This window comes from Zooshikella ganghwensis DSM 15267 (genome assembly GCF_000428585.1).
In the GTDB taxonomy this organism is placed as follows: Bacteria; Pseudomonadota; Gammaproteobacteria; order Pseudomonadales; family Zooshikellaceae; genus Zooshikella; species Zooshikella ganghwensis.
In genome coordinates this window covers 39,978-56,017 of the sequence record NZ_AUAF01000009.1, presented here as the reverse complement: position 1 = coordinate 56,017, position 16,040 = coordinate 39,978, and the positions used below count along the sequence as shown (strand labels likewise).

The 16,040-nt window shown below is 42.8% G+C and carries 10 protein-coding genes; 7 read left to right on the top strand and 3 right to left on the bottom strand.

Annotated elements, in window-relative coordinates:
- Positions 1-146: 146 nt before the first annotated feature.
- Entirely contained in the window at positions 147-857 is a 711-nt protein-coding gene (gene ung, locus F607_RS0103640) for a uracil-DNA glycosylase (protein ID WP_027706969.1), read from the top strand.
- Here ung and F607_RS28010 read toward each other — a convergent pair.
- Positions 820-1,788, bottom strand: a complete 969-nt coding sequence (locus F607_RS28010; RefSeq protein WP_169719761.1) for an AraC family transcriptional regulator — start codon at positions 1,786-1,788, stop codon at positions 820-822. The two genes, ung and F607_RS28010, sit on opposite strands and share 38 nt — an antisense overlap.
- 153 nt (positions 1,789-1,941) lie before the next feature.
- Here F607_RS28010 and F607_RS0103630 point away from each other — a divergent pair, with 153 nt between their 5' ends.
- The 6 genes from F607_RS0103630 (at position 1,942) to F607_RS32500 (ending at position 13,875) form a co-directional block, all read left to right on the top strand.
- Positions 1,942-3,438 carry a CoA-acylating methylmalonate-semialdehyde dehydrogenase gene (locus tag F607_RS0103630; protein ID WP_027706968.1) on the top strand — a complete coding sequence of 499 codons (1,497 nt, stop codon included), beginning with the start codon at positions 1,942-1,944 and terminating at the stop codon, positions 3,436-3,438.
- A 97-nt stretch (positions 3,439-3,535) separates the two neighbouring features.
- Positions 3,536-4,696, top strand: a complete 1,161-nt coding sequence (locus F607_RS0103625; RefSeq protein WP_027706967.1) for an acyl-CoA dehydrogenase family protein — start codon at positions 3,536-3,538, stop codon at positions 4,694-4,696.
- A gap of 71 nt (positions 4,697-4,767) precedes the next feature.
- Entirely contained in the window at positions 4,768-5,574 is an 807-nt protein-coding gene (locus F607_RS0103620; RefSeq protein WP_051310813.1) for an enoyl-CoA hydratase, read from the top strand.
- Positions 5,575-5,678: 104 nt separating this feature from the next.
- Complete coding sequence (locus F607_RS0103615) at positions 5,679-6,818, top strand: enoyl-CoA hydratase/isomerase family protein (protein WP_027706965.1); 1,140 nt, start codon at positions 5,679-5,681, stop codon at positions 6,816-6,818.
- 112 nt (positions 6,819-6,930) lie between these two features.
- A complete protein-coding gene (gene mmsB, locus F607_RS0103610; RefSeq protein ID WP_027706964.1) occupies positions 6,931-7,821 on the top strand; it encodes a 3-hydroxyisobutyrate dehydrogenase in 891 nt (296 codons plus the stop codon).
- Positions 7,822-8,043: 222 nt separating this feature from the next.
- Complete coding sequence (locus F607_RS32500) at positions 8,044-13,875, top strand: transporter substrate-binding domain-containing protein (protein WP_051310812.1); 5,832 nt, start codon at positions 8,044-8,046, stop codon at positions 13,873-13,875.
- Positions 13,876-13,933: 58 nt separating this feature from the next.
- Here F607_RS32500 and F607_RS0103600 read toward each other — a convergent pair whose 3' ends face one another.
- Positions 13,934-14,767 carry an HDOD domain-containing protein gene (locus F607_RS0103600; RefSeq protein ID WP_027706963.1) on the bottom strand — a complete coding sequence of 278 codons (834 nt, stop codon included), beginning with the start codon at positions 14,765-14,767 and terminating at the stop codon, positions 13,934-13,936.
- A gap of 113 nt (positions 14,768-14,880) precedes the next feature.
- Complete coding sequence (gene ygfZ / locus F607_RS28000; RefSeq protein WP_051310810.1) at positions 14,881-15,906, bottom strand: CAF17-like 4Fe-4S cluster assembly/insertion protein YgfZ; 1,026 nt, start codon at positions 15,904-15,906, stop codon at positions 14,881-14,883.
- Positions 15,907-16,040 lie beyond the last annotated feature (134 nt).

The window sequence follows — 16,040 nt, the reverse complement described above, 5'->3', positions numbered from 1 at the left end:
TTGGAATTTATTATTGAGCTTTCATTTTTTAGTGGGTTTAGGTCGTGGGGGGGGTGAGTAGGCTTTCACCTAAACAGCCCAATACTTCATTCCTTTTTGATTATAAACGTATAATAGCAGCTTTGTTGATTCAGTTGAGGTGATTAATGACGGAAGTAAAGTTAGAACCGTCCTGGAAAAAAGTAATAGGTGGTGAGTTTAACAAAGCTTATATGCAACAACTGAAAGCCTTTTTAGTTGCTGAAAAGCAAGCGGGTAAAACGATTTATCCAAAAGGTAGTGAGTATTTTCAAGCTTTTTCGTTAACACCATTTGAAGAAGTCAAAGTCGTTATTTTAGGACAAGATCCCTATCATGGGCCTGGACAAGCTCATGGCTTATGCTTTTCAGTCCGTCCTAAAGTAAAAATCCCGCCTTCACTGATCAATATTTATAAAGAGTTGCAAGCAGATCTTGGTATAACACCACCACAACATGGCTGTTTGGAAGGCTGGGCTAAGCAGGGTGTATTACTTTTGAACAGTGTGCTAACCGTTGAGCAGGGGCGTGCTGCAGCACATCAGGGAAGAGGCTGGGAACAGTTTACTGATCATGCGATTAGTGTGCTTAACCAGTCTCGAGAAGGTGTCGTGTTCATGCTTTGGGGAGCTTATGCTCAAAAGAAAGGAAGCTACATTGATACTTCAAAGCACTTAGTGTTGAAATCAGTCCATCCTTCACCACTTTCAGCACACCGAGGCTTTTTGGGGTGCAAGCACTTTTCTCAGGCTAATCACTACTTGCAACAGCAAGGTAAGACACCAATAGACTGGCAGCTGCCTATACAGATGGAGCAGATGGCCTATGCACAGGCGTAGTTTGTTCTTGCTGTAGTGATTGACGCTGTAGTTGACGGTATTGGCTGGGTGCAATTCCTGTGTGCTGCTTAAACAGTCGGGAAAAATAATACACATCATTAAAGCCAACATGCTGGGCTACAGCAGCAATGGGTTTGTCACTCACATCTAATAGGTAACATGCCCGTTGAACCTTTAACTGGTTGAAATAATGTAAGGGCGCATAACCAGTCAAGGCTTTGAATTGTCGGCTAAAGTGTGAAGGTGATAGATTCACCTGCTGTGCCAGTGCTTTCAGGGTAAGTCCTCGGTGAATGTTTCTTTCCATATAAAGTTGTAATGTCGTCAGGTTGATTCCTGTAGGACTTTTTGGCTTGGTTTGAAGAATAGGGAGATAGCTGAGTAACTGCTGCAAAAGTTTGGTGCTGTAGATATAACGTTGCCATTGCTGACCACTATCTTGAACGCTTAACAGTTGATCAAACTGTGCAAGTAAATAGCTAGATAAACCACAAGGTTTACAGTAGTGATGATGAGGACTAGGTTTAGCTGAAAGCAACGTTGTTTGCAGGTAGTCCATAAAAACATCACTCTTTTTCCCTTCAAAATGAACCCAGAAGATGCTCCAAGGATTGGCCTTATCAGCACCATAGGCGTGAGGAATACTGCGCGGTAATAGTAAAACATCACCTGCAACGACTGGAACATTTTGCTGGTTGATTTGTAACCAGCCACTACCTTGATGGCAGTAAATAATCAGATGATCGACAGGTGAGCTTCTTTCCATTTGGTGACAGCTGGCGGAAGGGTAATGACCATAGCCAAGGGGAAAGCAATCTTGGCTCAAGGGATGCGTGCTGAGCTGCTTGATGGTGGCATCAGGAATGATCCATCGAACACTGGTTTGGCTGAGTGGCCAGTTTGAGGTTAAGGCATAGCTTGCAATTGACACAACAGTATAAAAGTCCATTCACATAATAATATTGTCCATCCTTACTGTAACAATTGCATGGTACAACTGGCCATCTTTATCAGTGATTTTTCAGGGTACTCTGTAGTCTCTGAGTATCAACACTAACAATAATTAATGAAAAAAGGTGTTGTCATGCCTTCAGCTAACCTGCCTCTCTTTATCAATAATGAATCGGTTGCAAGCCAGTCAGACCAGTCAATCCCTGTGACCAATCCCGCGACCCAAGAAGTTTTAACGAAGGTCCCAGAAGCCACTGATGCGGAAATGGAACAAGCGATTAATGATGCACAAAATGCTTTTTACCAGTGGCGAGATGTACCCCCACCAGAACGTGCACGGTTGATGATGGTTTTTCAGCAACTTTTAAAAAGTCATCACGATGAGCTTGCAGAAATACTGAGCCAAGAAACAGGAAAAACCTTTGCGGATGCGAAAGGTGACGTATGGCGTGGTATTGAGGTTGTTGAACAGGCTTGCAATATTCCTTCTTTATTAATGGGTGAAACTGCTGAAAATGTTGCGGGAGGTATTGATACCTACAGTTATATGCAACCTCTTGGCGTATGTGCCGGGATTACCCCTTTTAACTTTCCCGCAATGATTCCTTTGTGGATGTTCCCAATGGCAATTGCCTGTGGTAATGCGTTTGTGCTTAAACCCTCTGAGCAAGATCCAATGACGCCAATGCGTATCGCTGAACTATTTGCTGAGGCTGGGTTTCCTCCAGGGCTGCTACAAGTTGTCCATGGCCGAAAGGCACAGGTAGACCATTTATTACGACATCCATTGATTAAAGCACTTTCCTTTGTTGGGTCAGTACCTGTTGCTCAGTATATTTACCGGACAGGTACTTCTCACTTGAAACGGGTACAGGCTTTCGCAGGCGCAAAAAATCATATGGTAGTTATGCCTGATGCGGATAAAGCACAAGTGATCAGTAATTTGGTGGGTTCTTCTGTAGGGGCAGCAGGCCAACGCTGTATGGCGATTAGTGTTGCTGTGTTTGTTGGTGAGAGTGCAGACTGGATAACTGATCTACAACAAGCGATGGCGAAAGTAAAACCAGGCTTTTGGAACGATGAGTCCGCAGGGTTTGGCCCACTAATCTCACCCCAGGCAAAAGAGCGGGTATTAGGTTTGATTGCACAGGGTAAGCATGAAGGTGCACAGTGCCTTTTAGATGGAAGTGATTGCCGGGTAGCTGATTACCCTGATGGTAACTGGGTTGGACCCACGTTGTTTAGTGGAGTAACAGCTGACATGACGATTTACCGAGAAGAAATATTTGGGCCAGTGTTGCTTTGTATGCATGTTAATTCTTTAGATGATGCTATTCAGCTTATTAATCAAAACCCTTATGGTAATGGCACATCAATTTTTACTTCATCAGGCTTATCTGCACGACACTTTCAGCATTACATTGAAGTAGGACAGGTAGGCATTAATGTGCCGATTCCAGTACCACTACCTTTCTTTTCGTTTACTGGCTGGAAGCAGTCATTTTATGGTGATCATCATGCGTATGGTAAACAAGCTGTGCGGTTTTACACTGAAACTAAAACGATTACGGCGCGCTGGTTTGACCCAGGTATGGCGGCTACACCTAATATGACAATTCAGATGCGTTAATTAATAGCTCGTTGTAATACATCCATTGTTAAGGGTATCCCTAGAAATGCACTTTTTTTAGAGGACCCTTAAGCGTCAGCCATTAAGGAGGTACCCAATGGATTTTGAGTTGACTGAAGAGCAACAAGCATTCCAACGCACAGCAAAGGCCTTTGCTGAGGGGGAGTTTGCTCCTCACGCTGCTTTATGGGATGAAAAACAGCACTTTCCTGTAGATGTTATCAAGCGTGCTGGTGAGCTTGGATTTTGTGGTATTTATTGTGCCGAAGATGAGGGTGGGCTGGGACTATCACGATTAGATGCTTCAATTATTTTTGAACAGCTCGCCCAAGGATGTACATCAACAACAGCATATCTCACCATACATAATATGGTGACATGGATAATCAGTCTCTATGCCCAGGAAGAAATTCGTAAAGCGTGGTGCCCCTTGATGGTAACGGGCGAGAAATTAGGCTCCTACTGTTTAACAGAACCCAATGCTGGCTCTGATGCGGCTTCTCTGAAAACTACGGCAGTAAAAAATGGCGATCACTATGTACTAAACGGCAGTAAGGTGTTTATTTCGGGCGCGGGCGCAACCGATGTTTTAGTGGTTATGGCTCGAACAGGTGGTGAAGGTGCGAAAGGTATTTCCAGCTTTTTAGTACCTGCGGATAGCCAAGGTATTACTTATGGTCGAAAAGAGAGCAAAATGGGTTGGAACAGCCAGCCGACCCGAAGCATTACCTTCAGTGATGTCACTGTTCCAGTTCATTACCGGCTAGGAGATGAAGGCCAAGGTTTTAAAATTGCTATGCAAGGTCTGGATGGAGGGCGCGTTAATATTGCCACTTGCTCAGTGGGTGTTGCCCAGGCTGCATTAAGAGATGCACAACAGTATATGCATGAGCGTTCTCAGTTTGGTAAGCCCTTGGCTCAATTTCAAGCATTACAGTTCAAACTGGCGGATATGGCTACACGGCTTGTTGCATCACAGCAAATGGTTCGCTTAGCTGCCAGTCGTTTAGATAAAAAAGCAAAAGATGCCACTCTTTATTGTGCAATGGCTAAGCAGTTTGCCACTGATGAATGTTTTGCGATTTGTAATGATGCCTTACAACTGCATGGTGGGTATGGTTATATCAGAGAATATCCATTAGAGCGTTATGTTCGAGATGCTCGGGTTCATCAAATTTTAGAAGGTACCAACGAAATTATGCGTGTCATTATTTCTCGTCAATTGCTGCAAGGAGATACGCATCATCTGTTTGGTTAATTGTTTTTATTAGTTTAGAAAATAATTTTTTGACAGTTTTTATTTTCAGTAAAAGAGGTCGATGATTAGCAATGAAGTTAGCAAAATTATTGAGCTTGGTTGATACGGATAAGCTCAAATTAGAACAACATGAGCATACTTTGCTCGTGAGATTGAATAATCCGCCTGCGCATACATGGGATCAGGAAAATCTAGCTGCGCTGCAGCGATTAATGCATGCCTTAAATAAAGTGGATTCAATTTATGCCGTAGTGATTACGGGAGAAGGTGAAAAGTTTTTTTCTGCAGGGGCTGATTTAAAACTTTTTGCTGATGGAAATACGGGAAGAGCTCAGGAAATGGCCAGCTTATTTGGGCGGGCATTTGAAACCCTGGCGGCTTATCGGGGAGTAACCATTGCTGCTATTAATGGCTATGCCATGGGCGGTGGCCTTGAGTGTGCTCTAGCGTGTGATATCCGTATCGCTGAAGAGCATGCGCAGCTTGCTCTACCTGAAGCCAGTGTGGGTCTATTACCTTCTGCTGGCGGGACGCAGCGTTTACCTTGGCTGGTCGGAGAAGGCTGGGCTAAGCGAATGATTTTATGCGGTGAGCGGCTTACAGCTGAACAAGCATTGAAAATTGGTTTGGTTGAGCAAGTTGTTAAACGCGGGGAAGTTGTTTCTTTAGCTCTCAAACTGGCTGGCCAAGTGGCACAACAAAGCCCTTGTAGCGTGAAAGCCTGTAAGGAACTTATTTCTGCAGCACAGCATCAACCGTTCCACACGGTACTTCCTATGGAGCGCGAAGCCTTCCTGGAATTATTTGAAACGGCGGATCAAAAAGAAGGGGTTAATGCCTTTTTAGAAAAGCGTCCTGCTGTCTGGCAAAACAAATAAATAACTGTCTACAGCAATGGAGGGAGTGCCATGAAAAAAAGCGTGAGTCTCCCTCTAGGATGTTGTTGTAGGAGATTAAATAAGATTGTGAAGATGAGAATGATATGAGTGATGCCATTGTAGTGAGTTGTCTTTCTTGTGAGGGTGGACAGCAAATTGGAGTGTTAACACTTAACCGGCCGTCGAGTTTAAATGCGATTAATCAGCCAATGATTGATTGTCTTTATGAGCAGTTACTGGCTTGGCAGCATGATGAGCGTATTGCTTGCATTATACTAAAAGGCGAGGGGGATAAATCATTTTGTGCTGGTGGTGATGTACGACAGTTGTTTACCGCATTAAGTGAAGATCTTAAGCTAGGACAAAAAGAGGCTGAGCAATTCTTTTCCCATGAGTACCGCCTGGATTATTTAATACATACTTACTCTAAACCTGTTGTGGTATGGGGCCATGGTATTGTCATGGGCGGTGGATTGGGTTTAATGGTGGGAGGCAGTCATCGAGTGGTGACAGAAACCACCCGAATGGCAATGCCAGAGATGGCAATTGGACTTTATCCTGATGTCGGAGGCTCCTGGTTTCTCAATCGGATGCCAGGGAAGACAGGCTTATTCTGTGGTATAACAGGTTGTGCACTAAATGCCGGTGATGCCCTTTATGCGGGTTTAGCTGATCGTTTTTTACAGCACAGTATGCAGCAAGAAGTCATTGATGCCTTGCGTCTGTCAAACTGGGAAAAAGACCCAGAAGCCAACCATGCTATTGTGAGCAAAATTCTCCGGCGCTTTGCTAAAGCTGCTGAAACGTTACTGCCTGAAAGTAATTTACAGCAGCACAGTAAGCAAATTCAACGTTTAATGGATCATGATAATTTGGTCGAAATCTATCATGACTGGCTACACTATGAGTCGACAGGCAGTTGGGACTCGACAGATAGTTGGCTGGAAAAAGCTATAAAAGGCTTTTTGCATGGATGTCCAACCACCGCTTACTTAGTATGGGAACAAATTAAACGTGGAAGGCACTTGTCATTACCAGAAGTTTTTCAAATGGAATTAACGTTGTCGGTTCAGTGTTGCTTACATGGTGATTTAGTGGAAGGTGTTAGGTCACGGTTAGTAGATAAAGATAACAATCCTAAATGGCGTTACACGACTGTATTAGATGTACCCAAAGACTGGGTCGAGACACACTTTGAATCGTTATGGCCTACAGATCAGCATCCGTTAGCATCACTGGCATAAGGTATAGCCTGGAATAATTGGCAATTAATTGACTAAATGACAACAGACTTTAAATTACCGCTATAAAAATTAAAAAAGCGACTCATAAATAAAAATAAGAGGAAAATAAAAAATGGACATTGGTTTTATTGGGCTGGGGCAAATGGGTTGCCCAATGGCCAAAAACCTTATAAATGCAGGCCACCGACTTCGTGTCTATGATTTAATTCCAAATGCAGTTGATTTACTGGTAAAAGAAGGAGCGGAGGCTGCACATACCGCGCATATGGCAGTAGAAAATGCTGATGTGGTTATTAGTATGCTGCCTGCAGGGGAGCACGTAAAGCAGTTGTATTTAGAGAGTAATTTACTGGATAGTATTAATACTTCAACTTTAGTGATTGATTCCAGTACGATTGATCCGGATAGTGCACGACTAGTTGCGTCTGAAGCAAAAAAAAGAGGTATAAGAATGCTGGACGCACCTGTTTCAGGGGGAACAGCGGGTGCCCAAGCCGGCACACTCACTTTTATCGTGGGTGGAGAAGCTGATGCTGTGTCCATGGCTAAGCCTATATTACAGGTTATGGGTAAAAATATTTTTCATGCAGGTGCCAATGGCGCAGGTCAGGTCGCCAAAATATGCAACAACATGTTGCTGGCGATTACTATGGCAGGAACAGCTGAGGCATTGCAGCTTGGTGTTGAGCAGGGACTAGATCCACAGGTCTTGGCTGATATTATGAATAACAGCTCGGGTGGTAACTGGGTGTTACAACGTTATAACCCCTATCCTGGAGTAATGCCAGAAGCGCCCGCTAGCCATGATTATCAGGGTGGATTTCGAGTTGAGCTAATGCTGAAAGATCTTGGCCTGGCTGAGCAAATGGCACTTTCCCAAACAAGCCGCACGCCCATGGGAGCATTGGCTCGGAATCTATACAGTATTCATTCTGCGCAAGGCAGTCATGCACGTGACTTTTCAAGCATCATGCAGCTTTACCAACGACATATTGATGAGTAGTTTGGTTGAGCGCAGAATACGGGTACTCTAAACGAAAATATCTTTGGAGCACCCTAGGTTAACTTTTTCACCCCAACATTAAGCCAATGTTAGTACTTTAACATTGGCTTAGCCTGTTCTGTCAGTATAATGGCGTATATACCCATCTTCTTGGGGTAAAATACCTTGTGCTATTGCCATAAAATTCAATTATAAAAAGACTCGCTGTCTAACGGTTACGCCATGAAGCGCCTATTTGCAATTTGGTTTGGTTTTATCCTCTTGTGGAACTCATACGCTTGCTCTGAAGAATCTGATACTTCAACAGCGTCATTGCCCCCTGTTGAGCAAGTGATTGTTGCCTACGCTACAGGGCAAGAACCCTTTCAATTTAGTGATGATGAAGGTAAAGCTGCGGGTTATTTAATTGATATTTGGCGTGAATGGAGCAACCAGACAGGCATTAAGGTTAAGTTTTTAGGTGCGCCTGAGCAAGTAGCAGTAACCATGGTAAATCGTGGTCATGCGGATGTATTGGCTGGGGTGTATCGACGAGATGAGTATAAGAGACTGAAATACAGCACACCATTGGCAAAAAGTGGCGTTTACTTCTTTTACCATAAAAGCTTACTGGATATAAAAAAATTAGAAGATCTTGCTGGGTTTAAAATAGGTGTAATTCGCGGGGAAGAAGCTGAGCAATATATTGAAGAGAATGTACCGAATGCTTCGGTGGTCACTTATAACAGCTATCGACAATTACTGGATGCGGCCACACGTGGGGATATTCGAGTATTTGTGGGAGAGGGCCCTTTACTTCGATACTTAATGGCGGCACGGGGTGCTCTTCAGGAATTTAATTATCAGTCTGAGCAACCTTTATTTCAGCGTACGTTGTATGCTGCAGTTAATGAAGTTCAATCAGGGCTGGATGAAGTTATTCGTAATGGAATGCAAAAAATCAGTTTGGTTGATCGTAAAGTGCTGGAAGGAAAGTGGTTGGAGCAGACCCGTGCATATTCAAGTGATGCATTGATTATCGCTATTGACTCAGACTTTCCACCCTTATCGTTTATTAATTCAAAAGGACGTCCTGCAGGTTTTTTTGTTGATTTTTGGCGGCTTTGGTCTGAAAAGACAAAGAAGCAAGTGCGTTTTAGGGCCAGTGAGTGGCACGATACATTGGAAGCCATTAAAGATGGTGAAGCTGATATTCATTCAGGTGTATCAGAAACACCTATGCGAAAAGAATGGATGGACTTTTCGCAACCTTTTTATGAAATGAGTTCTGCATTGTTTTATGCAACGGACTCTATTCCAGTGCAAAGCTTTGATGATCTGACGGGGTCTCGCATTGGGGTGGTAAAGGGAACATCGCAGTATTTGTATGTTCTGGAAAATATCAGAGAAGCCTATTTAACAGAATATGACAATAATGAAGAGTTAATCCGGGCACTGCTCGATGGTGAAATACGTGCTTTTATTGCAGAGCCTATTTCAGTCAATATTTTACTGAATCGACTGGGGTTATTAGGCGAGGTTAAGCAATGGGGAAAAAATTTATATAAAGAAAAGTTTTATGCGGGGGTGCTCACAGGTCGAAAAGACTTACTGAAATTAATTAATAATGGTTTAAGTTTAATTAACCATCAAGAGCGCGTTGAACTGGAAGCACGTTGGTTAGTTGATCCCAAATTACGTTTTTTTTCTGATGAGGTATCTCCCCTTGAGTTATCTGAGGAAGAAAAAGAGTGGCTGCACAATCATCCGGTGATTACATTTACGGGAGACCCTGGATATCCTCCTTTTGAGACGGTTGATGAAAACGGTGACTATCAAGGCGTTGCAGCTGACTATATCAAAATACTCGAAAAACGTTTGGGCATAACATTTAACTATATCCCTTCAACAAGCTGGAGTGATGCGGTTGCTAAGTTACGTAACCGAGAAGTGGACTTACTGCCTGTTATTGCCTGGAATGAAGAGCGGGCGAAACGCTTTGCATTTACGCAGCCGTACTGGGAAGTACAAACGGTTATTATTGCTCGCAATACTGATGACAGTATTAACAGCATTAAAGATCTCGCGGGTAAAAAAGTTGCTACTTTACCTGAGTTTGCAGTTACAGATTTTATAAAAAAACAGTATCCAGATATTGATTTTGTCAATGTCAAAGATTTTGCTGATGGCTTTAAACAGGTCTCTTTAGGGCCTCTGGATGCCATGATTGTAAACATGGCGACTGCGAGTCACGAAATTGAGCGTACCAAAATCACCAACTTACGAATTGCTGCGGAGGCAGGTTATAACTACCGTTTCCGTATGGCGACCCATAAGCACTGGGATAAATTTAATACCATTTTAAATAAAGTATTGAGTGGCGTAACACCTCGGGAAAAAGACGAAATTAAACGCCACTGGATTTCTATTCAAACACAACCTTGGCGTCCAAACAAAGAGTTTATTATTGGTGTTGTTATAACACTGGCCATCATTTTATTAATTATTTATTGGAACTGGCGGTTATCACGAGAAATTGCGGAACGACAAAAAGCAGAAAAAGCATTGCGTATGCGTGCGCAGATGGACCGTTTGTTAAGCAATATTACCCGCCAGTTTATGGATCGTGATTTAGATGAGGCAGTGAACTACACCTTACGTGTCGTGGGTGAGTTTATGGGGGCTGATCGGGGCTATGTATTAATTATTAGAGGTCAGCAGGCATTGATGACCCATGAATGGTATGCCTCTGATCTGCCTGCATTTATAGCCTCTCAGCGTAGTTACTTAGTGGATAAGTATCCTTTATTGGCTGACCGGGCTAAACAAGGAAGTACTTTGCAAAGCAGTGTACGGACGTTAGGCGCTGAAGATCATGATATGAAGTCGCTGTTGAGTGAGTTAAAGCTCAGGTCTGTTATTCATGTACCAATGCTTTTATCTGGGCGAGTTGTTGGCTGTTTCGCGCAAGCGACAGTGATGACAAATAAACACTGGAATCATGATGAGGTTGCGCTATTACGGCGGGTTGGGGAATTGATTGCTATTGGTCGCGCCAAAAAAGATGCTGAAGAAGCATTACGGGTGAGTGAAGAGCGTTATCAATTGGCTATGGATGCTGCGACAGATGGTTTGTGGGATTGGAATATTCCTGAAGAAACTATCTATTTAAGTCCTCGTTATGCGCGAATGCTTGGTTATGAGCCCGGTGAGATTGCAGGCACACCAGCTGCATGGGAGGCACTCATTCATCCAGATGATAAAGGGGATATGATTGATTTCCTGCGTAATATGCTGGCTACTTGCAATGAGTCATTTGAGCGCGTTTATCGCTGTTTTCGTAAAGATGGCAGTGTGTGTTATGTCAGAACCAAAGGTAAGGTGGTCTTTAGGGATGAAGAGGGCAAACCATTACGTGCAGTAGGTACTCATGTTGACATCAGTGAGGAGTTAAGTCGACAGCGAGAGTTATCACTGGCTCACTTTTCACTGGATAACTCTGCGGATGAAATTCAGTGGGTTAACCAGCAGGGGCATTTAAGCTATGCCAACAGTGAATTATGTCGTTCATTAGATTATTCATTATCAGAACTTATCAATAAACCGTTAGCGGAAATTGACCCTAATGTGGATCAAAAATCCTGGAATCGGTTATGGAAATTATTAAAGCGTGAAAAGGCGATTACCTTTGAGACATTACGCAAGCGTAAAGATAACTCTGAGTATCCTGTTGAAGTGACCGCTAACTTAATGGAGTACGAAGGGGAAGGCTATGTGTTTATGTCTGGGCGTAATATTACGGATCGCAAACAGGCGGAAGAAGACTTGCATAAAGCAAAAGAAATTGCTGATCAAGCTAATCGCGCGAAAAGTGATTTTCTAGCCAATATGAGCCATGAAATTCGAACACCCATGAATGCAATTATTGGTATGAGTCACTTGGCATTACAGACGGATTTATCTGAAAAGCAGTTTGATTATATTAGTAAAATTAAGTCCGCTTCTCATGCATTACTCGGAATAATTAATGATATTCTCGACTTTTCAAAAATTGAAGCAGGAAGAATGGAAATGGAATCCATCAGCTTTGATTTAGATGAAGTGTTTGAGAACTTAAGTAATATCATGCTGGTGAAAGCAGAAGAAAAAAATATTGAAGTTCATTATCACATTGCCGATAACGTTCCACGACACTTGGAGGGTGATCCATTACGCTTAGGACAAATTCTGATTAACCTAACTCATAATGCCATCAAATTTACTAATAAAGGCTCAGTTTCAGTATATGTTAAGTTGGTGGACTGGGAGCAGGATCATGTTCAGCTTGAGTTTTTAGTTAAAGATACTGGGATAGGTATCAGTAGTGATCATCTGGCGCATTTATTTGACTCTTTTTCCCAAGTAGATAGCTCAACCACTCGCAAGTTTGGAGGGACTGGACTAGGACTGGCCATTTGTAAAAAACTTGTCAGCATGATGCAAGGTTCTATTTGGGTTAAAAGTGAGCTAGGAAAAGGCAGTGAGTTTTATTTTACGGTTCGCCTCGGTCAGCAGCAGTTTAATAATAAATTGGCGCTAATGAGTGATGAATTAAAAGACATGCGGGTTTTGGTGGTTGATGACAATAAAGCCTCACAAACGGTGTTGACTGATTTGCTCCAATCAATTTCGATGCGTGCTGAAGTTGTGTCTTGTGCAGAGGAAGCCTATGAACGTCTTGCTGAAGCTAATAGTCAAGCAGGTGACTGCTTTGAACTGGTGTTAATGGATTGGCGGATGCCTGATACTGATGGCATTGATGCTTCGTATCATATTAAACAAATGCAACAGCTTGTGCATACGCCTGTCATTATTATGGTGACAGCTTATGGTCGTGAGGAGGTAATGCGCCAGGCACAGGAAACAGTTGATGCCTTTTTGATCAAGCCGGTTAGCCCTTCGGTATTATTAGAAACTATTTTACGAACCTTTGGTAAAGGAAAACTGCAAACCCATCCTCGTCAGCGAAGTTTAACCCCAGAGAATGCGACATTGCAGCGCTCAGGCAATGTGTTATTAGTGGAAGATAATGATATCAATCAGCAAGTGGCTAAAGAGCTGTTAGAAGGTATGGGGTTGACGGTGACGATTGCTGGAAATGGATTAGAAGCCATCAATGCGGTTAAGCAAAAAACCTTTGATTTGGTATTTATGGATATTCAAATGCCAGAGATGGATGGTTATCAGGCTACAACTTACTTACGCAATGATCCAGAGTATCAGCAGTTGCCTATTGTCGCGATGACAGCCCATGCCATGGCTGGGGATAAAGAGCGCTGTATTGCTGCGGGGATGGATGATCACTTGCCAAAACCATTGGACCCTGATGCATTGGCCCAAGTGGTGAGTTACTGGCTTGGTAGTCATCACAGCAGTGGCAAAGGTGAGGTTTACCAAGAGGCTGATCAAGTCATATTGCCTGAGTCCCTGCCTGGCATTGATATTAAAATTGGTTTGTCCCGGTTAGTTAACAACCGTCGGCTATACCTTAAGTTATTACATGATTTTGTTCGGCAGTTGAATGATGCAGAAAGCACTGTTCAACATGCTTATGCGAATGATGATTGGGAAACAATTTTATATCAGGTACATACATTAAAAGGTGTGGCAGGTAATATTGGCGCCATTCAATTACAACGAACTGCCCATGAACTGGAAAAAGCATTACGTGAAACGCCTGATAATTTGACAGAGACATTGTGGGATAATTTTTTGGAAAGTGTAAAAAGGTTAAAGCCGGGATTATTGGATTTGCCTGCTTTACCGGAGCCGGAATCCCCTCAGGATGAGAAAACAGTAACATCATTATTACCGTTTAACGAAATTCTACATTGCCTCAAGGAGCTTCAGTTGCAACTGGCATCGGGTGATATCGAGGTAATGGCTATGTTCCAGCGCAATCAGCATGATTTTGCAACAGTGCTGGCGCCTAATGAACTAAGTCAGCTGGAAGGATTTATTGATAATTTTGATTTTGATGAGGCGGCCGACTGGCTGGGCGAAAAGCTGACGATGTTAGAGGAGGTCAGCCAATAAATCTTACGTTATAAAACATTTGTTGCCTTTTGCCATGTTTGCTTCGTATGCAGATTGATTATTGCAGTAGCGACATGGCGGCATCCATTTCGGCAGTCAAGTCTTCACTTTCACCTTCTTCATCTTCAGGATTTATACCCAGTTTTTCAAAGGCTTTTATTTGAGTCCAGTCCAATTTGGTGTATGGGTGGCCTGAGCCTGCTAAGGTTTGCAGATTGGCAACCATGACAATATCGACATAATCAACTTTATCAGAGTCACGGCTAAAATTAGTGTATTGTGAGGGAACGACAGCAATATTTTCAGGGAAGTCCCATGCTCTTAAAATGCGTGTACCAAGCCTGGGATGAATTTCTTCAATAACTCTGCTTAGGCTGATACTGTCGGGTATTGAGCCTCTTTCTTCTACATAGGTCAGAATAGGGAGCACGCCTATCTGATGCAATAAACCTGCGAGTGTCGCCTGGTCAGGCATTAGCCGAGTAAAGTGTCGACATAAGACGTGACTGATGCCTGCAACTTCGGTGCTGTGCTGCCAAACACTGCGAAGAATTTTATCTACGACATCTGACGTCGCCTGAAACATTTGCTCCATGGCCAGCCCTGTCGCTAAGTTGGCGGTATAGGTAATACCCAGCCGGTTTACAGCCATATTAATATTGTCAATTTCTCTGGATGCGCGCATTAAGGGTGAGTTAACAACCTTAATTATCCTTGCCGAAATAGCGGCATCATTACCGACTACTTTAGCCAGTGTGGGCACATCTACATCTGGGTCCTCTGCTGTTTCGCGAATTCTTAGAGCAACCTCTGGTAACGTAGGCATGAATAGCTCTTCATTTTCGATGGCCTCAGTAAGCTCGTTTAAAATCTGCTCAGCAAGATTAGCCATGTTGCTTCCTTTAACTTATTTTTAACAACGAAATCTTGTTCTTGATTGATTTATGGGTAACAACGGGCGGGTGGCTCACCCGCAAAAGTTGTCGGTCATTAATGGTTTTAAGCTCAAGAACCTTCATTAGTTATAGTATAGGGTAAGCTAAGTAGCTGAACTTTTTTTGATAAATCTTGATCAAGGTATACGTTGTCGTTATTGACTGCTTTCGTCATGAGAACAGCAAGTGCTTCAGTTGAGTGGGTAGGGTGGTTTAAACTGATAATTTCACCCACTGAGCTGTTATGTGCAGGTGAGTATAATGGCTGTCCAGGAAGAGCTGTGGCATTATCTGGAAGCTTTAAGTGATATAAGCGGCTTTTTAATTTGCCTAAGTATTGGGTGCGAGCAACAATTTCCTGTCCTGTATAGCAGCCTTTTTTAAAGCTAATGCCCTCAATAAATTGCATATTGAACTGTTGAGGAATGTATTTCTCTTGAAATTGCTGATTAATCCAAGCTATCCCTTGATCTACTAAATAATGCTGCCAGTAACCATAGCCAGCAGGTGAGCAGTGTTTACTGAAGGTGAGCCAGTAATTCTCAGCTTGATCTATTGGGCAATTGATCAGATAGCCTTGCTGCCCTGGTAGGCTGATTATTTGAAGTTGATTTTGAGTAGTTACTTGTAATGTATCATTTGCGGTTGGCAGTCCTGTCTGGCTAAGCGTTGTATTTGCCTCATTACCCAGGATCGCCAGTTGAACCCACTTTTGACTGTGGTTGCTGATACTGCATTTATAAAAAACAGCGTATTTGCTAAGGGTTTGAATAAAATGCTCAATGACGTTACGACTTAAAAAAAGCAGAAAGTCATTATCAACTCGCCATATCCAGAAGTTACCAATCATTCGGCCTTTGGGAGTACAGTATGCTCCAAATTGTGCTTGTGATTCACTTACTTGATTTATGTCGCAAGTGAGTTGACCTTGTAGTAGCTTGTCACTGCCTTCTCCAGAGATATGAATAATACCCATTGGCGTTAAATCAACGAGGGTAGGTTGCGAGGAAAGGGGCGGTTGTGGAAAAGCTAAAACCTGATCATCATTAAACTGTGCCCCTTGAGCTTCTAAAAATTCAGACCATGATGTACTCATGTGTTTTTCCAGATTCCAATTAACCAAATTGACTTGCAAGAATAGAAATAAGTAACCGACAATACAGCAGCTTAGCAATTTTGTGCAAGATGATTGCCCCACTATACTTCGACTTGTGGGCAGACCTGTAGAAA

Excerpts from the sequence above, each read along its gene's own strand:
- F607_RS0103630 (WP_027706968.1), top strand. The coding sequence starts at position 1,942 with ATGCCTTCAGCTAACCTGCCTCTCTTTATCAATAATGAATCGGTTGCA.
- ung (WP_027706969.1), top strand. The coding sequence starts at position 147 with ATGACGGAAGTAAAGTTAGAACCGTCCTGGAAAAAAGTAATAGGTGGT.
- F607_RS32500 (WP_051310812.1), top strand. The coding sequence starts at position 8,044 with ATGAAGCGCCTATTTGCAATTTGGTTTGGTTTTATCCTCTTGTGGAAC.
- ygfZ (WP_051310810.1), bottom strand. The coding sequence starts at position 15,906 with ATGAGTACATCATGGTCTGAATTTTTAGAAGCTCAAGGGGCACAGTTT.
- F607_RS0103600 (WP_027706963.1), bottom strand. The coding sequence starts at position 14,767 with ATGGCTAATCTTGCTGAGCAGATTTTAAACGAGCTTACTGAGGCCATC.
- F607_RS0103615 (WP_027706965.1), top strand. The coding sequence starts at position 5,679 with ATGAGTGATGCCATTGTAGTGAGTTGTCTTTCTTGTGAGGGTGGACAG.
- F607_RS0103625 (WP_027706967.1), top strand. The coding sequence starts at position 3,536 with ATGGATTTTGAGTTGACTGAAGAGCAACAAGCATTCCAACGCACAGCA.
- mmsB (WP_027706964.1), top strand. The coding sequence starts at position 6,931 with ATGGACATTGGTTTTATTGGGCTGGGGCAAATGGGTTGCCCAATGGCC.
- F607_RS0103620 (WP_051310813.1), top strand. The coding sequence starts at position 4,768 with ATGAAGTTAGCAAAATTATTGAGCTTGGTTGATACGGATAAGCTCAAA.